A 20,101-nucleotide genomic window follows, 5' to 3' on the forward strand; every position below is an offset into this window, starting at 1 on the left:
AAACCGTGACAAAAAAACGTATTGCTGCGTTGTATTCCTCCATAAAAAGATACAAGCCCAAATTCCGTGTAGCTTATATCCTTTACGATACACTGAGCGCAAAGAGACGTCCTTCTCTTCCACCGTCGAAAAAATTGATAAAAAATCTTGACCTGAATATTTAAAACATGAAGGCAAACTGCTGCGCAATAAACACCACTATTCCAGCAAATGAGAGATACGGTCCGAAAGAAATAGTGAGGTTATTTTTATTTAAATTATTTAGCGTGAAATAGCCGATAATACCGCTCAACGCGGCGATTAATTCCAGCGAGGGCAACGCCTGCCAGCCGCACCAGGCACCTAAGGCCGCCAGCAGCTTAAAATCGCCATATCCCAACCCTTCCCTTCCGGTGGTCAGGCGAAACGCCCAGTAGAGCAGCCAGAGAGACAGATAGCCCGCCACGGCACCGAACAGCGCATCGCACAGCGGCAGCCGGTGGTCAACCGCGTGAAGCAGTAATCCCGCCCACAGCAGGGGTTGCGTCAGGCAGTCCGGCAGCAGCTGGTGCCGCCAGTCGATCGTTGCAAGGGGCAACAAAAACGCCGCCAGCAGCCACAGTGAGAACAGTGCCTGCACGTCGGGCATGCACCAGGCGGTGATACCAAAAAACAGGGCGGAAAAAAGTTCGATTAAAAATATCCGCAGCGGAATAGCGGTGCCGCAGCGGCTGCAGCGTCCGCGTAAAATAAGCCAGCTAATGAGCGGGATATTCTCCCAGGCGGCCAGCGCGTGCTGGCACACCGGGCAGTGCGAGGCCGGGAACAGCAAATTGCCGCCGCCCTCTTCGTTCATCACCATGCCCGGTACGCGCTCGGCGACGACGCCCAGAAAGCTCCCCACAATGCCGCCTAAGATCGCACTCATTATCGGGAACCCGACCGGGTAAACCTCCCGCATCAGCGCGAAGGTGTTCATGCGGTTTTGCTCCAGGTAAGCTGCACCTCTGCCTTGACGTCGCTGAGGTGATCGACCGGCGTGAGGTTCATTTTTTGCAGCCTGACGCCGGAGGTCTGGTTAATTTCCCGCAGCCAGCTCTTTAATTCATATACGTTTACGCGATTCACGACGAACGATAGGGTTTGTCCATCCTGACGCACATCCGTCAGCGCAAGATTAATTTCCTGCGCGCTGCTCTCGACTACCGTGCGCGGGTTATTCGTTTTGATAATCTGGACCTGGAGATGGTTTTTATCTATTTCACTGCGCATCCAGTTCAGCGTCTCTTTTTGTCTGCTCAGCGTGGCTTTACTGTTTTGAATCATATTATCCAGCGGGATCACGCCTGCGTAATAGATGGCTGCCCCCGCCAGGGCCACGGCACATATTTTTATAATGACTTTTTCCCTGGCGCTGTAATTCTGATAACGAGACTTAAGCTGCGCGATTCGCTCTTTCATTTATATTTCCCTGCGATCATGGCGGTATAAGGTGCAGCGGTGGAAACAGGCTGCAGGGTGAAGTCAAAATTCTCCCCGGCCTGATTCACAAACGTCTGCAACGCGGTTGGGTTTTGCGCACTGACGCTCAGCGTCAGCGTGTTCTGTTGGGCGTCATATTCCAGCAGATCGATTTCCATTGCCGGCACGGCCTGTCTGGCTTTCTCCAGCTCTTCAAGCTGCAAAAAGACCCCTTTGGTCTGCTTCTTCATGTTTTGACCAAAGTGATATTTGATGTTGGTCTGCTGGCGCATGCTGGGGAAATGGTGCTGATAAACCTGAAGGATCTCCTGCTGAACCTGGTTTTCCTGCTGCACCAGCATCCAGGCCATGGCGACGCGCGGCCCCAGCAACAGGCCGAGAGAGAGCAGCCCCGCCGCGGCTATTGCCGCTTTGATGCCCTTAGACGCTTTACCCGAGCCCGCTTTCGCGCTGAATTCACCGTGCAGGAGCGTGACGCGGCAGGCGTGCCACTGCGGCTGGATCAGGACCAGCGGATGCTGCCAGGGGTGCCCGACGTCAACGTCGACGCCAGCGGGCGCGTCGCCGTAGCAGCACACGTCCCCCTCTCCGGCTTTTTGCATCAGCAGCGGCAGCAGGCTCGCCTCCATTTCGCCAGCGACATGCGGCGATAAACGCAGCCAGTAGCCGTCGTCCAGGGCGACAAGCGTGCTTCCGCCCGCCGTCACGGGCAGCAGCCACGCATCCGGCAGCGCCTGAATGACCTTTAATCCGGCCTCCTGACAGCGGGTTAACCACCCGCGCAGGCAATCGGCGTCGATGGCCACCGCGTCAACCTCGGCGCCCTTTTTGTTGAGCACCGTCCAGTGGAGATTATCCACCTCGCCAATCAGCGTCTCTTCCGCCATCCACGAGAACGCCGTCGCCTGCGAGGCAATTTTCTTCGGCAGCGTAAAGTGGCGGAAGATCATGCTGCTGGCGGGCAGCAGCAGGCAAACGCGGGCGGCCAGAGGATGGTCCGCCAGCGCGTCCAGGCTCTCCAGCACCTCAACCTGCTCGCTGCCGGAGACACACCACATTATTTTCCCGCCCTCGCGGCTGTCGGGACGAACAAAAAGGACCTGTTTCATAGCGTTCTACTTTTCTTATTCAATCATTCGGTAACGACGTTGCCACGTCACGATCTCACCGGCTTCGTTATTCACCTGAAGCTGGCTTACCACGCGAAGCGTTAATTCATCGGTATTGCCGGTATAGTTCACGCGGAAATACCGGCTATTAATGGAGAGATAGTCGGCCACCTGCGGGAGGTCGTCTTTTAACTGCGGGAAGGTCTGCTCCAGCGCTTTGCTGAAGGTTTCCATATTTTCCCAGCCGGTTTCAGGACGCGATTCAATCAGGCGAGCGGCATCATCTTCATTGAGTTTTCCGGGGAACAGGGCGGCCAGTAAGGCGGCCTGCTCCGGTTTCAGGGTGTTCACATCCACCCTGCTGGCGGAGTCCGGCAGCGCGCACAGCAGCTTGCTCACCTTCGGATAAGCGGCGGCCGGGAAGGCAGGCAGCAGCTTGATCTCGGCAATAGTGCGCATCATCTGGTTCGCCGGCTGGCGAGCGGGCACCGCGCCTGCCCAGGCATCGGTCTCTGCGCCCTCTTTGGCCGTTGTCGTGTCGCCATCGAGATAGTCCACCAGCTGCTGATACACCTCTTCCGCGTTGGTCTGGCTCACGCCGCTCTCCGTCAGAAGCTGTTCAACAATCTGCTCTCTGCGGGGCTTTTCCGGCACCGCCGGGGCGGTTTGCCCCTGGGCAATTTTTTCGACCGCCAGCAGGTTGTTGACGTTAAAGCAGTCCTGCGCGTCCTCCACCTGGCTGACCACCGTGTAGTTTTCGCCCCGGGTTTCCAGCGGCTGATGCCAGTCGCCGTCGAGGGAGAGCGCTTTGCTTTCCCCGCTGGCGTCGGTCTGGAGCCGGTCTTTCACCACCTTTTCCTGGGCCTGCATCGTCCAGCGCAGCTGCTGCTGGCTCACCTGGTAATGCGTTTTTTGCAGGTTGCGGCAGAACTGCTGGCTGATTTTGGCGGCCAGCGCCGACATCATCACCAGCAGGATCAGCACCACCAGCAGGGCAACGCCTTTCTGTTTCTGTAATCGGCTCATGGCTTCACTTCCGGTGCAGGCTGCGGCGCTGGCGCAGCGGCCTCAGGCAGATCGCCCGGGGTCGTAAAGACCCAGCGCCAGGTATCGCCGTTTTCCATGGTCAGCGTCAGCTCCACGCCGTCCGGCAGATGCGCCGGGTCGCTCCAGCTTTTCTGCCAGCCCTGACGGTAAAAACGCCACTGCAGCGATTTCACCTCGCTGACAATCGGCACCTCGTCGGGTTTGGCGTCCGCCGGGCCGTCAATCACCGGCCAGACGTCGCGATACAGACGCCCCTCTTCCAGCCGCCAGCGCACGCGCTCCAGCTGGACCGTTCCGCTCACGCCGTTCAGCGTGGTCAGCTCAAGCGCATCGTCTGTCTGGCGGAACAGATCCGGCTCGTTGCGCGGCGCGCGCGCCTGCAGCTGGTAGAAATCGCGCTCCATCAGGTTCCAGGCACGCTGGAGCTGATTGAGCTTCGCCGCGCTGGCGTCGGTGGCCGAACTGGTACGCATCGCGCCGTCCAGAATTTGCCAGGCCAGGGTGCTGATCACCGCAAAGATGGTCAGCGCAATCATGATCTCCAGCAGGGTAAAACCGCGCTGGCTTCGGGTGTTCTTCACTTGCTCTCTCCCGGCGGAGCGATCTGCAGCGAAATAACCGGCTGGCTGTCGTCGCCTTCCGCATACACGCGGATCGCGTTAGCCCAGCCGCTGTCGGCGGTTTTGACCCGCTGCTTGCGCCAGTTCCAGCTGCGCCCGCCCATGATTTCCGTTCCCTGCTGCTCAGCATCCGGGAAGTCGGTTTTCGCGAGCTGCGCTTCTGCCAGCTGATTCTCCGCCACCCAGCTCGCCTGCAGCGTGTCGGCCAGCCCGTGGGTGAAACGCACGTTCAGGGAGACCGAGTTCATCAGCGCCAGCGCGGCGGTGGAGAAGATCACCAGCGCGACCATCACCTCCAGCAGGGTCATACCCTTTTGCTTAGCGTTGCCTTTAGTCATCGTTTTCTACCGATACCGGGGCCGCGCCTTGCGACACCACGCGGAAATGGTGCTGTTTGTCATAGCTTTGCAGCGTCAGGGTGAAGCGGCTGATTTCGCCGTCCGGCAAAAAGAGCACCTGCGGGTCGGACGTTACCGTGGCGGCCAGACGCTGGGGAGAGAGCGAAACGTGCATCTCTTCCGGGAAACCGCCTTTGGTGGTAATACGCCCCGCGGATAACGGCACCCAGCGGCGCTCGCCGTTTTTATCTTCAAGCGTCACCAGCTGATAGCTATCCGTGGAAATCACCAGCCCCACAATATTTCCGTCCATCACCGCGCGGTCCGAACCATAATCAACGAGGGCTTTTAATTGCTGGCCAAATATATCCGCACCGCTGCGCGAGGGTATTGTTGACACCACCATCATGGCGCAGCTGGCAAATATCACCAGCGCCAGAATAATTTCCAGCAACGTAAAGCCGCGTTGACGTTTCATTATTTCTCTTTCTTATCCAGAGACCAGTTCGTAATATCATCGGCGGTATTGGCTTCGCCGTCCGGACCGGCCGAGAAGACGTCAACCGCGCCGTGTTCGCCCGGGCTCACCAGGATATAATCCCCGCCCCACGGATCCTGCGGCAGGCGGCGAATATAGCCGTCGGCGCGGTAACCGTTCGGGATGGGCGCGATTTCAGGCTTGGTCACCAGCGCCTGCATGCCTTGTTCAGTGGTTGGGTAGCGGTGGTTATCCAGCTTGTACATATCCAGCGAACCTTCGAGCGCGACAATATCGCTGGTCGCTTTTTGCGTATCCGCTTTTTCTTTATTGCCCATTAAGTTTGGCACCACCATACTCGCTAAAACGCCGAGAATAACGATTACCACCATTAATTCGAGCAACGTGAAGCCCGCCTGGCGAGCCAGGTGTTTTCTTTTTATAGCCATGATTTAACCTACCATATTATTAAGTTGCAGAAGCGGTTGTAATATTGACAGCACGATGAATAAAACAATCGTCGCCATGGATACCACCAGCGCCGGTTCAAATACCGACAGCGTTAACGTAATGCGGTGCTGTAATGCCGATTCCTGGTTTTCCGCCGCGCGGTCCATTAAATTGCCCAATTCCCCGCTCTCTTCGCCGGAAGCAATCATGTACAGCATGGTTGGGGGGAATAATTTCGCCTGCTCCAGCGCGGCATATAACGAGGCCCCCTGGCGCACGGTATCCGCGGCCTGCTCCAGCACCTGCCGGGCGTAGAGGTTTTCGATACCGTCCATGGCGATATACATCCCCTCCAGCAGCGGCACGCTGCTGGCCTGCAGAATGCTCAGGGTGCGGATGTAGCGGGCGCTGTTGATGGCGCACACCAGCTTTTTAATCGGCGAGCCGTTCACCAGCCAGCGGTTCCAGCGAAAGCGGTTTTTGGCATTTCTGAGCCAGGTTTTAAAACCGACAAACCCACCGCCCAGGATCCCGACGATATAGATACCGTAGGCCTGCAGGAAATCGCTCACCGCAATCAGCGTGCGGGTGGTGATCGGCAGCTGCTGCTTCATGTGGGTGAACTGCTCGATCACCTGCGGCACCACCGCCACCAGCAGAATGCTGATGACCGCGATGGCCACCACCGTCAGGGTGATCGGGTAGACCATCGCCTGCGTCAGCTTGCTTTTCATCTTCTGGCGCTGCTCGTTGTACTCCGCCAGCTTCTCCAGCACGTCGCCCAGGTGGCCGGTCTTTTCACCGGCCATCACCAGCGTGCAGTAGAGCTTGTCGAAGGTGCGCGGAAACTGGCTGAAGGCGTCAAACAGCGTGTGCCCTTCCACCACCTTTTCACGAATTTCCACCACCATCGCCGCCAGCTTTTTGTCTTCCGTCTGCTTCGAGATGGCCTTCAGCGCGCTCTCCAGCGGCAGCGCGGCGTTGACCAGCGTGGAGAGCTGGCGGGTAAACATCGACAGCACCGGCGTGGAGAGCTTAGCCCCGGTTTTTGCTTTCCCGGACGCCGCCGCCTCGCGGGTTTCGGTGATGCTGACGGGCATCAGCTTTTGCTCGCGCAGCATCTGGCGAACCTGCTTTTGCCCCTCGGCCTGCAGGGTGCCGCGCCGGGTTTTGCCCGCCGCATCCGTCGCCGTCCAGGCGTAGAAGGCCATTACGCATCCCCCCCGCGCTCGGCGGTGACGCGCATCACCTCTTCCAGAGAGGTTACGCCGCTAATCACCTTCAGCAGCCCGTTTTCGCGCAGGCTGTAGGCCTGCTTAAAGAGCTGCGTTTCGATGGACATTTCGTCCTTATCTTCATGGATGGCGCGGCGCATGGTGCTGTCCACGACGAGGAATTCATGAATACCGGCGCGGCCCTGGTAGCCGCTCTGGCGGCAGTGCTCGCAGCCCACCGCGCGGTAAATCGCTTTGGGCGGCGCGTCCATAAAGCTGAACAGCGCTTTTTCATTGGCGTCCAGCGGACTGGTGGTCCGGCAGTGGGTACACAGCCGACGCACCAAACGCTGGGCAATGACACCGAGCAACGATGAACCGATTAAAAACGACTCCAGCCCCATATCCCGCAGGCGCGTAATCGCCCCTGCGGCGCTGTTGGTGTGCAGCGTAGACATGACCAGGTGACCGGTGAGCGACGCCTGCACCGCAATTTGCGCGGTTTCGCCGTCGCGAATTTCCCCGATCATCACCACGTCCGGGTCCTGACGCAGAATGGCGCGCAGCCCGCGGGCAAAGGTCATGTCCACGCGCGGGTTAACCTGCGTCTGCCCCACCCCTTCCAGCTCGTATTCAATCGGGTCTTCAACGGTCAGGATGTTGCGTTCATGGCCGTTCAGCGCCGAGAGAATGGCATACAGGGTGGTACTTTTGCCGGAACCCGTTGGCCCGGTGACCAGGATAATGCCGTGCGGGCGGTCAATCAGCCCTTTTAACTTATCCAGCTCTTCATCAATCAGGCCCAGCTTGTTGATGTCGGGCTTCAGGTTGCTTTTGTCGAGCAGGCGCATGACCACGCGCTCGCCGTATTGGGATGGAATGGTCGACACGCGCACGTCGATCGCCTTGCGGCCAATGCGCAGGGAGATACGACCATCCTGCGGCAGGCGCTTCTCGGCAATGTCGAGTTTCGACATGACCTTGATGCGCGACACCAGCAGCGGCGCGAGCTTACGCGCTGGCTGCAGCACCGGGCGCAGCACGCCGTCGACGCGAAAGCGGATGCTCAGCGTGCGCTCGAAGGTTTCGATATGAATATCCGACGCGCCGTCTTTCACCGCCTCGCCGAGAATGGCGTTGATCAGGCGGATCACCGGGGAGTTTTCGTCGTTATCGAGCAGATCCTCGTTGTCCGGGATCTCCTCGGTTAACGCCATCAGGTCGATATCGGCGTCCATATCGTCCACCAGCTGCTGCGACACGCCGCTGCTCTGCTGCCAGATTTTGGCCAGCAGCTCGTCAAAGGCTTCCGGCGTCAGGGTCACCGGAACGAACGCTCGTCCCAGCACCCGGCGTACCTCCAGCAGTGCAAACGCCGGGGTGTCTTCACGGATATAGACGTCGTTGTTATAAAACAGAACGCCGTTATCTTTTGCGTAGCTGCTGCTACACAGGGTTTTAGTCAGTTCGTCCACGGTGCCCTCTCCGCCCTAGTGCTTAAACGGATTGCGCGGTGCGCTGGCGCTGGTTTTTACCGGTGCGGCGCTGGCGTCAACGGGAAACGCAGGCAGTACCGCGTTATCCGCTGGTTCGATAATGCCGAGCTTTTTCTCTTCCACGCGCTGCTGCTGGCGGGCGCGGATCTGGTCATATTTCTCTTTCGACGCCGCGCTGTAGTTGTCGTCGTCGCGCAGGACGGTGGTATGGATAAACACCATCAGGTTGCGCTTCGACGTATCCTGCGAGGTGTAGCGGAACAGCTGGCCGACCAGCGGGATATCGCCCAGCAGCGGCACTTTGGAGACCGACTGCTTGGTGACGTTTTCCATCAGGCCGCCGAGCACCACCGTCTGCCCGCTGTGCACCATCACTTCGTTGTTGATGGTGCGGGTGTTAAAGGTTGGGCCGAGGCTGGCGTCTTCCGTCGCGCTGTTGTCGACGCTGGAGACTTCCTGCTCAATCTTCAGGTGGATCATGTCGCCGTCGTTGATTTGCGGCACAATTTTCAGCTTGGTACCGACCGTCTTACGCTCAACGGAGTTAAAGACGTTGTCGCCGCTGGTGGTCTGGGAGCCGGAGAGCACCGGCACGTCCTGACCGACGTTGAACGACGCTTCTTTGTTATCCAGCGTGACCACGCTTGGCGTGGAGAGAATGTCGTTTTTCGCCCCGGTGGAGAGCGCGGTCATCAGCGCGCCGAAATCGCCGTTAAAGAAACCGGTGGCCATCCCCGTGAAGCTAGCGCCTTTAATTACGCCATTCTTCACCTGGCTGATAGGCAGTCCGGTGGAGCCGAACTGCACGCCGCCGTGTTTGCCGGTCCACTGCACGCCGAGATCCAGGCCGTTACCGTCCTGCACTTCAGCAATGATCGCTTCCACCAGCACCTGCGGACGGCGGATGTCGAGCTTGTCGATCACCTTCTCCAGAGAGTTCATCACGTTAGGCTGGGCGGTGATCACCAGAGAGTTGGTTGCCTCATCAGCGGTAATGTTCAGATCGCTGGACGCGGTGGCGGTTTTCGCCTTCGGCGTGCCGGCCTTGTCTTTCAGCTGTTCGCCAATCCCGGTCAGTACCGGCACCACCTTCGTGGCGCTGGCATATTTGAGGTAGAAGACGCGGGTATTCCCCTCGTTGTTCTGCTCGCGATCCAGCTGATGGATCAGGGAGCGGGTACGCATGCGCGCATCTTCCGAGCCGCTGATCACCAGGCTGTTGGTTTCGTCATCCGCCACCACTTTGGTCGCCAGCTGCGGCGCGTTCTGCCCCTTCTGCTCTTCATTGTTGAGGTTGTTCAACATGTCCGAGAGCTCTTTGGCGGAGGCAAAGCGCAACGGCACGATCTCGCGGCGCTGAATACCGTCTTTATCGACGCGCTGCACCAGATCCACCAGGCGGTTCACCACCGAGGCTTTACCGGTTAACAGCAGCACGTTGGAGGGCTCGAAGTGCACCACGTTGCCGATGCCGGTGGCATCGTTGAGCTGGCGCAGCAGCGGGGCAAGTTCGCGTACCGGCACGTTTTCCATGCGCACCACGCGGGTGATGATCTCATCGCCTTTGCCCGGATTTTTGCTGTCGGCCAGCGGCGCGCCGGCGGTGCGGGCGACGCTTGAGCGCACCACTTTCACCATGCCGTTGTCCATCGGGATCACCGACAGGCCGTACAGGTCCAGCACGCTCAGGAAGAACTGGTAATACTCATCTTCCGTCAGCACGTTGTAGGTTCGCACCGACACCGAGCCCTGAACGGACGGGTCGACGAGAATGGTTTTATTCAGATTGCGGCCTACCGTATCGATAAACTCGCGGATATCGGTATTTTTAAAGCTCGCGCTAAAGTTGGCTGCAAGCAGCGAACTCGAATATAACGACAATGCGGTCAGCGCCACGCACGCCCAAGGAAATTTCTTCATGTCTGTACACTTGTTAATTGTTTAGAACATTAACCCGAATATTTTCAAGGTGAGCGTGACGTCTGACGACGACCTCCGCTTCTTTCATTTTCGACCAGTTGGCAATAATGCTTTTTGCCTTTGCTTCGTCGGTCATATCGACAGCATTCACTTTTACTGCCACGTCACCCTTTTTCAGCCCTGAATGGCTGTAGAAGGAGGAGGCATTCCTTGGATTAATGTTGTAACCTTCCAGCTGGCCCTTTTCGATTAACGGCTTTAACACCAGATAATCATTCAGATGCACGCTTTCCGCGCCTGCATCTTTCGTCGATTTGGTTACCGGGCCGCTGTCAGCGCCGCCCTTAAAATAATCAGGTTTATTTAACGCCAGTACCTGCGTAGCACCTTCGTAATTAACCACTACATTGTCTTTGTTTATTTCCTGAATAAAGGCATCGTTAAAACCGGTCAGCGGCTCGCCTTCACGGTAGCTCTTCTGGCCGCCAGGCGTTTTGATTACCGCGAAGGAAAGCCAGGCGTCATCGCTGCGCACGATCCCTTCGATCTCCACTGCCAGCGGGGCTTTAACCGCCGTCGGAACGTTATCCTGGCGAACTGCTGCGGTAAAAAGCGTGAATGTTTTTTCGTTACGACGCGTTTTCAGCGGCTGCGCATCAGAATTAGCCAACTTATTCGTAACTTTTTTATAATCTTTAAACGTCAGATACCCTTGCTGGCCGCAAAAAATTAACAGCACGAACATAATGCAAGGTGTTATCCACCGTGACAGAAATGAGAACCTCATTTTTCATCTGGCCTTTAACAAAGCGAAAATAAGCAGCGTCGTGCTGCGCCAATATGTGAGCAAAGAGTAATTTCCCGCTGTAAAAACAACCACTGACTTTGCCGCTAACTTTCATACAGAAAAATATTGACCGTATAAAATCCAGATGTTAGGCCTCACCGGCAGGATATTTTTACCCTGTGCGCAAATTGACCTCCCTATAGCGTTGCTTTACTTTCTCGTCCTGTTGCTATTCCTAATCAGAGACGGTAAGTCGTTATGTATCAGAGCCACTTTAATTTTAAAAATCCGCCCTTTCGGAAAATAACCCGGTTATCCGGGGATTTTCTGGTGCCTTATCATCAGGACGTGTTCAACCTGCTGAAAGAGAAAACCCAACGGGCGGGGATTACCGGGCTCTTTGCTGACGATGCTCCGCTGCTGGGCCAGTTCAGCGATGCTCTGAAGTCCGCGAGTCCTGGCGTACTTGCCATCAACGCGTTTCCAAAACTGAGTGCCAGTAGCCTGCTGTACAAACTCAACCCGGGAACGAAAGAGAGCAAGAACCGGCTTCAGGCGGTGGATGCCGTTCTGCACCAGTGGCAAGGGGGAAAAACCCGGTCAAAAGTGCTGGTGATTAGCCATACCGAAGCCATGAAGGACACCTGTCGGGAGGTGCTGGCGATGCTGCTGACGCGCGCGCAGGAGCTGGAGTTTCGCCTGTCCATCGTGCTGATGGGGGCTGCGGATCAGGATGCCGTCCTGATGCAGCAACCTGAGCTGCGTGAATATGCTCATACCCGTCACACCCTGCGTCCCCTTACCTGCCGGGAGTTTCTCAGCTACGTTCAGGCGCAGTGTGAAGAGCACGGGTGCGAGAACGCGCCGCTCACCCCGGCGCGCGTGCGCAAGATGCACGCGCTGACCAGGGGGAATATCAGCAAGCTGAACGAGCTGGCGCACCTGTCGATGCTGGCCGCCTGGACCGAACGCGCAGCCCAGGTCAGCCCGCGTCATTTACGGCTGGCGGCGGGCGAGACGCTGCCCGCGAAAAAACACGGCAAGCGCCTGGCTACCGTCGGTTTATTCGCGTCCGTGCTGTTTGCCGCCTGCGGCTGGTATTTCACCTCTTCGATCGGTGCAAGACTTCCGGTTCAGCTCCCGGTACCGGTGAGCTGGAAACAGCAGACGCCACGCGTTCAGGCCCCGGTGGTGCCGGTTATCGACAACGAGGTGGTGAATCAGCCGGATGCGATGCATCAGCTCTATCTGATGTGGGGGTATGACGCCTCGGCGGACGATGCCCTGTGTCAAAACGCCGCGAAGGTGAACCTGATGTGTAAGCAGGGGAACGCCTCACCGGACGCGCTGGCGCAGGAAGGCTATCCGTGGGTGAGTGAGCTGAAAACCGGTAACCACCTCAACTATGCCGTTGTCGCCCGCGTCGGAGATAACTCTCTCGACCTGCTGATGAACAACCGCACCTGGCAGGTAAGCCGCAGCTGGTTTAACCAGCATGCCACCGGGAACTACACCCAGCTGCACCGCCTGACGCCGGATGGCAAAGACGCCATCAGCGCCGCCAGCGATGCGAAAGACATGGCCTGGCTTGACCAGCAGCTGAGCGTGGCCCTTAACCAGCCGGAAACCCATGCCCAGACCTGGACGGCGGAGATGATGAAACGCACCCGTGAGTTCCAGCAACAAATGCATCTGCACGTGGATGGCATTCCAGGGGAAGATACGCTGATGCAGTTAATGCGTGAAACCCATTCCACGCCGAGCGTATTAATACAGGCCTCGCGTTCCACACCGGACGCGAAAAAGCAGGAGAAGCATTCCTGATGTCTACCATCTGTCTTGCTGCCCAGCGCAGCTACACTAACGGGGAGGCGGTCTGGTTTTCGTACCGCCTCCCCAGCCTGAGAAAAGTTTTCGGCAACGCCTTTTTATGGACGTTGGGCCTGTGCGCCATGCTGATGGCGGGCATGTACGCGCATACTTACTGGAGCCTGCGTCATCCTGCGCCGGAACCGGTAAAAAAAGCGAGCGTCGCGAAACCCGAAACGCAGCTTTCCGATATGCACTATGTGTATGTGAGCAAGCCGTTCCCGCATCCTCATCCGAAACCGGCCCCGGTGCAGGCCGAGGTCCCCGCCATGCAGGATCTGCCGATTAACAGCGACGATGCCGACTGGCAGCAGGCGCCCGACGGCGCAGAACCGCACGATACGTCGCGGGATACGTTACCCGGCACCGAAGCGCATGATGTCGCTCCCGCCAGCGCAGGCAGTGAGGATGCCTCGTTAACCGAGCTGTTTAAGCAGGCGTTAAAAGAACAGGAGCAAGATTATTCGCAAGGCAAAATTCCCGCGCCGCCGGTGGACGAAACGCAGGATAATTCACAGTCGAGGGTGCTACATAAGGTAGATAACCGATCGCCTTTGAGTCAGAAAGGCGACCGGCTGGAGTAATTAATATTTTTCAGGCAACGTTGTCAGGTTAAGGAGTCGTCCTTTTTCCACAACAATATATTGACCTTTTTTCAGGTCGGAGAGGATTTTAATAATGGTACTGCGCGCCAGGTTGGTGTATTCCTGAATATAATCGTAAATATTAATATCGCGCTGATGATGAACAATCAGTTCATTAATCTCGTACAAGAATTCACGCACAACGGCGTAAGCGCTGCGGGCAACCAGCACATCGTCACGTTTGCTCAGCATGCAGATGTACCAGGAGAGCACTTTAGTCAGCTCAGGCCATAAGTTTTTATCGGTCATCAGCTGGGCGAAGACCTCTTTCTTAATCGAGCGCACCACGGTGTTGGCGCGAACGAGGCCGTACATATGGGTTGCGCTGTAGTACATAGACGAGAGACCAAAAATGCACTGGCCCGTGACCGTGAACATGCACAGTTCGTCGGATTCGCGTCGGAATTCAACTTCGCCGCTGACGATAATATGAATGTATTGTGAATCAGACGTGGATATTTTCTGCCATTTCTTTAAGGTTTTTTCTTCAAAGCCTGAGGTTGCCGAAATAATGGCTTCCATTTCATGTTGCGGACGTAATTTTTTTGCATAGATGCTTAACATTGTTATACCCGATTTAAGATGTGAATTTTAAAAAATGCAGGCGCAAGGCAAAAATAAGCCTCACCCCTCGAATATTTTCCTGATGGCGTTCTCAAGGAGAAAAATAAAGAGTAAATGCGATATATTTATTTGCTGCATTACTTAGCAAGCTATGTGTCTATCTTAAATCCGGATAATTTTAAGTCAATTAACTAAAAATGAATTGAGTTTGTACTTAAGATTAATCTGAAGAGGGTCAGGATGAACTAAGGCATTCGGGGGCGTCCGAAGGATCACCCCTGCCCGTACTTCTCTAGTAGCGCTTCGGCAATGGCCATCGTTTCGACGTCCGCGACGCCGTTCCACAGGTCAGGCCGGAAATGCATCTGGAACGCCGTGATAACGCGCTTTTGCTGCGCCGGGGTGCTGTCAGCCGGCACCTCATAGCCATACCGCGCGAGGAGATCGAGTAATGCTCCGGTATCCACCTGCTGATAGCGCGGACGACCGTTTATATAGAACGCGACGCGCGCCTGATCGGGCCACGCGCCAATGCCCTGCAGAGCAAGCTGGTGCCACGGGAACAGCGGGCCGGGGTCGTCTTTGCGCTGCGGAGCGATGTCCGAATGGGCCACCACGTTTTCAGGCCTGATGTTGTAGCGGGTAATAATGTCTCTGGCGAGCGGCACCAGCGCCGCAATTTGCGCAGGCTCAAACGGGGTAAAGTGCTTAACGCCGGAGGTTTTTTGCCAGCCGCGGTTCTCCAGCTCAATGCCGACAGACGTATCGTTGATGCGGTTGGTGCCGCGCCAGAAGCTGATGCCCGCATGCCAGGCCAGTTCGCTTTCAGGCACCAGCTGCCAGATGCGCGGCTTACCGTCCGGGGCCGGGGGTTTAGCCGGGATCAAATAGTGAGAGCTGACGTTCTTATCCGTCAGCGTGGCCAGCGAGCTGTCAAAATCATCCGCGGTGTAGTGGATAACCAGTACCTTGATGCGCGGGTAAGCCGCCTGCGCCTGATGACGCGTATCCAGCTCGTAGGCGCCTTTGTCGATGATCCCTTTTTCGGTGGCACACCCTGCCAGCAGCAGCGCCAGCAGGAGTGTCGCAAGCGAACGCCTCATCGGAGGGTTTTCACCGCCGTACCGCTTACGCTCACCATCAGCATGCTGGCGTCTTTCCCGACCGTTTCGTAGTCGATATCAATCCCCACGACCGCATCGGCGCCGAGGGCTTCCGCCTGCTCGCCAAGCTCTTTAAAGGCGATTTCGCGCGCTTTACGCAGCTCTTTTTCGTATGCGCCCGAGCGGCCGCCAACGATGTCGCGGATACCGGCAAAAAAGTCACGGAAGATATTGGCGCCGAGGATCGCTTCGCCGGTAACCACACCGCAATACTCGGTTATTGTCTGCCCTTCCAGGGTTGGCGTTGTTGAAAACTGCATGGTTTCTCTCCTTCTTTAGCGTTCAATGCCTTAGGCACAGCATTATCGGTTCGTTACGCTATGATTGAAAGGATAGTTAATAAATAAGGAAATCAACATGCGCTATTCTGCTTTAACACTTTTCGTGCCCTGCGCGCTGGTGCTCAGCGCCTGTACCACCACGGTCACGCCAGCCTTTAAGGATATCGGTACCCGCAGCGGCCCCTGCATCGAGGGCGGCCCGGACGCCGTGGCGCAGCAGTTCTATAATTATCGCATTCAGCACCGCAGCAACGATCTCACCGGCCTGCGCCCGTATCTGAGCGACGGCCTGGCAAAACTGCTTAACGACGCCACCCGCGATGCGCAGCACAACGCCCTGCTGAAATCCGATCCGTTCTCCAGCCGCGCCACGCTGCCGGACAGCGCCGAAGTAGCCAGCGCGTCAACCATCCCGAATACCGATGCCCGCAATATTCCGCTGCGCGTGAAGCTGACGCAGGGAACCCAAACCTGGCAGGATGAAGTGCTGATGATCCGTGAAGGACAGTGCTGGGCGGTAGACGACGTGCGCTACGTTGGCGGCAGCGTTCATGCCCCGGCAGGCACGCTTCGCCAGTCGATTGAGAATCGCTAAACCCGCCAATACAATCTTGTTACCCCCGTAAAATGTGCGGCATTTCATGCGGAATGCCGACATTTATACTCGCCGACCTTACCGTTCGCTATTTTGTGCTATGTTTAAGAGGAAACGCGGGTTATATTTAACTTTTAACGCATAAATATTGCATAACTATTCTGTCAACGGTACTATCTGCGGCCTCAATTGCTATAGATTGCCTGGATGAGTAAAGACTGCCCCGATGAGTATTAAACTAAACGGCATTAACTGCTTCTACGGCGCACACCAGGCGCTGTTTGACATCACGCTGAACTGCCCGGAAGGCGAAACGCTGGTTTTGCTTGGCCCAAGCGGTGCAGGCAAAAGCTCCCTTCTGCGTGTCCTTAATCTGCTTGAAATGCCCCGTTCAGGTACGCTGGCGATTGCCGGTAACCATTTTGATTTCGCGAAAACGCCGTCTGATAAAGCGATTCGCGAACTGCGTCAAAACGTCGGCATGGTCTTCCAGCAATACAATCTCTGGCCGCATCTGACCGTCCTGCAAAACCTGATTGAAGCGCCGTGCCGCGTGCTGGGGTTAAGCAAGGATCAGGCGATCGCCCGTGCCGAAAAGCTGCTGGATCGTCTGCGTCTCAAGCCTTACAGCGACCGCTATCCGCTGCACCTTTCCGGCGGTCAGCAGCAGCGCGTGGCCATTGCCCGCGCGCTGATGATGGAGCCTGCGGTACTGCTGTTTGATGAACCCACCGCGGCGCTGGATCCGGAAATCACCGCCCAGATCGTCAGCATCATTCGCGAGCTGGCGGAAACCAATATTACGCAGGTTATCGTCACCCACGAAGTGGAAGTGGCGCGTAAAACCGCCAGCCGTGTGGTCTACATGGAAAACGGTTATATCGTTGAGCAAGGTGATGCGGGCTGCTTCGCGAACCCGCAAACCGATGCCTTCAAAAACTATTTATCTCATTGATTGTGTCAGGGGAAATATAATGAAAAAAGTATTACTTGCCGTGCTGCTTGCTGGCGTTACCCTTTCTGCTACCGCAGCCCAGACCATTCGTTTCGCCACGGAAGCCTCTTACCCTCCGTTTGAGTCGATTGATGCGAACAATAAAATTGTTGGCTTCGACGTGGACCTGGCTAACGCCCTGTGTAAAGAGATCGACGCGACCTGTACCTTCAGCAACCAGGCGTTCGACAGCCTGATCCCAAGCCTGAAGTTCCGCCGTATCGACGCCGTGATGGCCGGTATGGACATCACCCCGGAGCGTGAAAAGCAGGTGCTGTTCACCACCCCTTACTACGACAACTCCGCCCTGTTCATTGGTCAGAAAGGTAAATTCACCTCTGTCGATCAGCTGAAAGGCAAAAAAGTCGGCGTGCAGAACGGCACCACGCACCAGAAATTCATCATGGATAAACATCCGGAAATCACCACCGTTCCGTATGACAGCTACCAGAACGCGAAGCTGGATCTGCAAAATGGCCGTATCGACGGCGTATTTGGTGATACCGCTGTCGTGACCGAATGGCTGAAAGCCAACGACAAGCTGGCGCCAGTGGGCGACAAAGTGACCGATAAGGATTACTTCGGTACCGGTCTGGGGATTGCCGTTCGTCAGGGCAACACTGAGCTGCAGCAGAAATTCAACGCTGCGCTGGAAAAAGTGAAGAAAGACGGCACCTACGAAACCATCTACAAAAAATGGTTCCAGAAGTAATTCCTGATGAATGAAATTTTTCCTTTAGCAAGCGCCGCCGGGATGACCGTCGGCCTTGCCGTTTGCGCACTGATTATCGGCCTTGTGCTGGCGATGTTCTTTGCGGTGTGGGAATCCGCGAAATGGTTCCCCGTCGCCTGGACAGGCTCCGCGCTGGTCACCGTGCTGCGTGGGCTACCGGAAATTCTGGTGGTCCTGTTTATCTATTTCGGCTCTTCACAGCTGCTGCTCACGCTGTCTGACGGCTTCACCCTCAATCTCGGCTTTGCGCAGATCCCGGTGCAGATGCAGATTGAAAACTTCGACGTCAGCCCGTTCCTGTGCGGCGTGATTGCCCTCTCCCTGCTCTACTCCGCATACGCGTCGCAAACGCTGCGCGGTGCGCTGAAAGCCGTGCCGCAGGGTCAGTGGGAGTCGGGTCAGGCGTTAGGCCTGTCGAAGTCAGCCATCTTCTTCCGTCTGGTTATGCCGCAGATGTGGCGCCATGCCCTGCCGGGCCTCGGCAACCAGTGGCTGGTGCTGCTGAAAGATACCGCGCTGGTGAGCCTGATAAGCGTTAACGATCTGATGCTGCAAACCAAAAGCATCGCCACCCGTACCCAGGAGCCTTTTACCTGGTACATTGTGGCGGCGGCTATCTACCTGGTGATCACGTTGCTCAGTCAGTACATCCTCAAGCGTATTGACCTGCGTGCGACGCGCTTTGAACGGAGACCAGGCTGATGCTTGAATATTTCCCCGAGTTGATGAAAGGGCTGCACACCAGCCTGACGCTGACCGTGGCGTCCATTATCGTGGCGCTGATCCTGGCCCTTATCTTCACCATCATCCTGACGCTGAAAACGCCGGTGCTGGTGTGGATTGTGCGCGGTTACATCACCCTGTTTACCGGTACGCCGCTGCTGGTGCAGATCTTCCTGATTTACTACGGCCCAGGCCAGTTCCCGTCGCTGCAGGAGTATCCGGTTATCTGGCATCTGCTCTCTGAACCGTGGCTGTGTGCCCTGATTGCCCTTTCGCTTAACAGTGCGGCCTATACCACCCAGCTGTTCTACGGGGCGATCCGCGCCATTCCTGAAGGTCAATGGCAGTCCTGTGGGGCGCTGGGCATGAGCAAGAAAGATACGCTGGCGATCCTGCTGCCGTACGCCTTTAAGCGCGCGCTCTCCTCTTACTCCAACGAAGTGGTGCTGGTGTTCAAGAGTACCTCTCTGGCCTACACCATCACCCTGATGGAGGTGATGGGTCACGGACAGCTGCTCTATGGACGCACCTATGACGTGATGGTGTTCGGTGCGGCAGGCGTGGTTTACCTGGTGGTTAACGGTCTGTTGACGCTGATGATGCGCCTGATCGAGCGCAGAGCGCTGGCGTTTGAGCGCAGAAATTAACTACGCGAGTGCATAAAACGGTATTTATGGAGCGGGTAACCTGATGGGTTATCCGCTTTTTTTTTGCCATACAACAATACTTAATCATTTTTATTGCATATAAATTCATTAACTGGCATTGTACATCCATGCCGCAGACACGGCGCATAAATAAGACAGACGGGAGCATTACAATGAAAAAGTTAGTTCTGGCCGCATTACTCGCCACCTTCGCCGCTGGCGCATCCGCAGCAGATAAAATCAATTTTGGCGTGTCCGCCACCTATCCGCCGTTTGAATCGCTGGATGCCAGCAACCAGATCGTGGGTTTCGATATCGATCTGGCGAAAGCGCTGTGCAAACAAATGCAGGCCGACTGCACCTTTACCAACCATGCCTTCGACAGCCTGATCCCGTCGCTGAAATTTAAAAAATACGATGCGGTGATCTCCGGGATGGACATCACGCCTGAGCGCAGCAAGCAGGTCGCGTTTACCGACCCGTACTACGCCAACTCTGCGGTCGTGATTGCGAAGAAAGGCGCTTATACCTCTTTCGATCAGCTGAAAGGCAAACGCATCGGAATGGAAAACGGCACCACGCACCAGAAGTATCTCCAGGACAAGCATCCTGAAGTGAAAACCGTAGCCTATGACAGCTATCAGAACGCGATTATCGACCTGAAAAATGGCCGCATCGACGGCGTGTTCGGCGATACCGCGGTGGTGAATGAATGGCTGAAGACCAACCCACAGCTGGGCACCGCGACCGAGAAAGTGACCGATCCACAGTACTTTGGTACAGGCCTCGGCATCGCGGTACGTCCGGATAACAAAGCCCTGCTGGAAAAACTGAACGGCGCGCTGAAAGCGATTAAAGCAGACGGTACGTACCATAAAATTAGCGAGCAGTGGTTCCCGCAGTAACGTTTTTGCCGGGTGACTCGGCCTACGGGGGTGGTAGTCTGTAGGCCGGGTAAGGCGAAGCCG

Annotated in this window: 23 protein-coding genes; 8 read left to right on the forward strand and 15 right to left on the reverse strand. The window is 56.4% G+C overall.

The features are described 5' to 3' along the window. Positions 1 to 160: 160 nt before the first annotated feature. Genes KIF87_RS07790 through gspC form a run of 12 tightly spaced genes read right to left on the reverse strand, consistent with a single transcriptional unit; the run spans position 161 to position 10,878 of the window. Positions 161 to 958 (reverse strand): prepilin peptidase, encoded by a 798-nt coding sequence (locus tag KIF87_RS07790; RefSeq protein ID WP_213328397.1) that lies wholly within the window; start codon positions 956 to 958, stop codon positions 161 to 163. After that, positions 955 to 1,440, reverse strand: coding sequence for a type II secretion system protein M (locus tag KIF87_RS07795; RefSeq protein ID WP_213328398.1), 486 nt, complete (start codon positions 1,438 to 1,440; stop codon positions 955 to 957). The genes KIF87_RS07790 and KIF87_RS07795 overlap by 4 nt, the downstream gene beginning before the upstream one ends. Continuing rightward, entirely contained in the window at positions 1,437 to 2,570 is a 1,134-nt protein-coding gene (gspL, locus tag KIF87_RS07800) for a type II secretion system protein GspL (RefSeq protein ID WP_213328399.1), read from the reverse strand. Before gspL ends, KIF87_RS07795 begins: the two co-directional genes overlap by 4 nt. A gap of 15 nt (positions 2,571 to 2,585) precedes the next feature. Continuing rightward, entirely contained in the window at positions 2,586 to 3,596 is a 1,011-nt protein-coding gene (gene gspK, locus KIF87_RS07805) for a type II secretion system minor pseudopilin GspK (RefSeq protein WP_213328400.1), read from the reverse strand. After that, the gene (gene gspJ, locus KIF87_RS07810; protein WP_213328401.1) at positions 3,593 to 4,198 is read right to left on the reverse strand and encodes a type II secretion system minor pseudopilin GspJ; all 606 of its coding nucleotides are present in this window, start codon (positions 4,196 to 4,198) and stop codon (positions 3,593 to 3,595) included. Before gspJ ends, gspK begins: the two co-directional genes overlap by 4 nt. Then, the gene (gspI, locus tag KIF87_RS07815) at positions 4,195 to 4,575 is read right to left on the reverse strand and encodes a type II secretion system minor pseudopilin GspI (protein ID WP_213328402.1); all 381 of its coding nucleotides are present in this window, start codon (positions 4,573 to 4,575) and stop codon (positions 4,195 to 4,197) included. The genes gspJ and gspI overlap by 4 nt, the downstream gene beginning before the upstream one ends. Continuing rightward, entirely contained in the window at positions 4,568 to 5,053 is a 486-nt protein-coding gene (gene gspH, locus KIF87_RS07820; RefSeq protein WP_213328403.1) for a type II secretion system minor pseudopilin GspH, read from the reverse strand. The genes gspI and gspH overlap by 8 nt, the downstream gene beginning before the upstream one ends. After that, positions 5,053 to 5,502 (reverse strand): type II secretion system major pseudopilin GspG, encoded by a 450-nt coding sequence (gene gspG / locus KIF87_RS07825; protein WP_213328404.1) that lies wholly within the window; start codon positions 5,500 to 5,502, stop codon positions 5,053 to 5,055. Before gspG ends, gspH begins: the two co-directional genes overlap by 1 nt. 3 nt (positions 5,503 to 5,505) lie before the next feature. Beyond that, complete coding sequence (gene gspF / locus KIF87_RS07830; RefSeq protein ID WP_213328405.1) at positions 5,506 to 6,714, reverse strand: type II secretion system inner membrane protein GspF; 1,209 nt, start codon at positions 6,712 to 6,714, stop codon at positions 5,506 to 5,508. Continuing rightward, a complete protein-coding gene (gene gspE / locus KIF87_RS07835; protein WP_213328406.1) occupies positions 6,714 to 8,192 on the reverse strand; it encodes a type II secretion system ATPase GspE in 1,479 nt (492 codons plus the stop codon). Before gspE ends, gspF begins: the two co-directional genes overlap by 1 nt. A gap of 15 nt (positions 8,193 to 8,207) precedes the next feature. Further along, the gene (gene gspD / locus KIF87_RS07840; RefSeq protein ID WP_213328407.1) at positions 8,208 to 10,133 is read right to left on the reverse strand and encodes a type II secretion system secretin GspD; all 1,926 of its coding nucleotides are present in this window, start codon (positions 10,131 to 10,133) and stop codon (positions 8,208 to 8,210) included. A 13-nt stretch (positions 10,134 to 10,146) separates the two neighbouring features. Then, positions 10,147 to 10,878 (reverse strand): type II secretion system protein GspC, encoded by a 732-nt coding sequence (gene gspC, locus KIF87_RS07845; protein ID WP_213328408.1) that lies wholly within the window; start codon positions 10,876 to 10,878, stop codon positions 10,147 to 10,149. A 300-nt stretch (positions 10,879 to 11,178) separates the two neighbouring features. Between gspC and KIF87_RS07850 the strand changes: the two genes are divergently transcribed. Beyond that, positions 11,179 to 12,744: an ExeA family protein gene (locus KIF87_RS07850; RefSeq protein WP_213328409.1), complete on the forward strand. Its 1,566-nt coding sequence runs from the start codon at positions 11,179 to 11,181 to the stop codon at positions 12,742 to 12,744. Then, positions 12,744 to 13,373, forward strand: coding sequence for a type II secretion system protein GspB, cryptic system variant (locus tag KIF87_RS07855; RefSeq protein ID WP_213328410.1), 630 nt, complete (start codon positions 12,744 to 12,746; stop codon positions 13,371 to 13,373). Before KIF87_RS07850 ends, KIF87_RS07855 begins: the two co-directional genes overlap by 1 nt. On the opposite strand, the gene KIF87_RS07860 is transcribed toward KIF87_RS07855, so the two are convergent. The 3 genes from KIF87_RS07860 to KIF87_RS07870 form a co-directional block, all read right to left on the reverse strand. Then, positions 13,374 to 13,997, reverse strand: coding sequence for a helix-turn-helix domain-containing protein (locus tag KIF87_RS07860; RefSeq protein ID WP_213328411.1), 624 nt, complete (start codon positions 13,995 to 13,997; stop codon positions 13,374 to 13,376). It lies immediately after the preceding gene. A gap of 272 nt (positions 13,998 to 14,269) precedes the next feature. After that, complete coding sequence (locus KIF87_RS07865) at positions 14,270 to 15,100, reverse strand: N-acetylmuramoyl-L-alanine amidase (protein WP_213328412.1); 831 nt, start codon at positions 15,098 to 15,100, stop codon at positions 14,270 to 14,272. Continuing rightward, the gene (locus tag KIF87_RS07870) at positions 15,097 to 15,420 is read right to left on the reverse strand and encodes a heavy metal-binding domain-containing protein (protein WP_023310944.1); all 324 of its coding nucleotides are present in this window, start codon (positions 15,418 to 15,420) and stop codon (positions 15,097 to 15,099) included. Before KIF87_RS07870 ends, KIF87_RS07865 begins: the two co-directional genes overlap by 4 nt. Before the next feature lie 97 nt (positions 15,421 to 15,517). Here KIF87_RS07870 and KIF87_RS07875 point away from each other — a divergent pair, with 97 nt between their 5' ends. The 6 genes from KIF87_RS07875 (at position 15,518) to artJ (ending at position 20,038) form a co-directional block, all read left to right on the forward strand. Continuing rightward, positions 15,518 to 16,036: a lipoprotein gene (locus tag KIF87_RS07875; protein ID WP_213328413.1), complete on the forward strand. Its 519-nt coding sequence runs from the start codon at positions 15,518 to 15,520 to the stop codon at positions 16,034 to 16,036. A 226-nt stretch (positions 16,037 to 16,262) separates the two neighbouring features. Continuing rightward, positions 16,263 to 16,991, forward strand: coding sequence for an arginine ABC transporter ATP-binding protein ArtP (gene artP, locus KIF87_RS07880; RefSeq protein ID WP_023335075.1), 729 nt, complete (start codon positions 16,263 to 16,265; stop codon positions 16,989 to 16,991). A gap of 19 nt (positions 16,992 to 17,010) precedes the next feature. Then, positions 17,011 to 17,742, forward strand: a complete 732-nt coding sequence (gene artI, locus KIF87_RS07885; protein WP_008500032.1) for an arginine ABC transporter substrate-binding protein ArtI — start codon at positions 17,011 to 17,013, stop codon at positions 17,740 to 17,742. Between the two features lie 6 nt (positions 17,743 to 17,748). Continuing rightward, positions 17,749 to 18,465 carry an arginine ABC transporter permease ArtQ gene (gene artQ, locus KIF87_RS07890; RefSeq protein ID WP_025756069.1) on the forward strand — a complete coding sequence of 239 codons (717 nt, stop codon included), beginning with the start codon at positions 17,749 to 17,751 and terminating at the stop codon, positions 18,463 to 18,465. Next, a complete protein-coding gene (artM, locus tag KIF87_RS07895; RefSeq protein WP_029739452.1) occupies positions 18,465 to 19,133 on the forward strand; it encodes an arginine ABC transporter permease ArtM in 669 nt (222 codons plus the stop codon). The genes artQ and artM overlap by 1 nt, the downstream gene beginning before the upstream one ends. A 173-nt stretch (positions 19,134 to 19,306) precedes the next feature. Continuing rightward, positions 19,307 to 20,038, forward strand: a complete 732-nt coding sequence (gene artJ / locus KIF87_RS07900; protein WP_213328414.1) for an arginine ABC transporter substrate-binding protein ArtJ — start codon at positions 19,307 to 19,309, stop codon at positions 20,036 to 20,038. Positions 20,039 to 20,101: the final 63 nt, after the last annotated feature.

It is taken from the genome of Enterobacter sp. 120016 (assembly GCF_018383635.1).
Taxonomy (GTDB): domain Bacteria; phylum Pseudomonadota; class Gammaproteobacteria; order Enterobacterales; family Enterobacteriaceae; genus Enterobacter; species Enterobacter asburiae_D.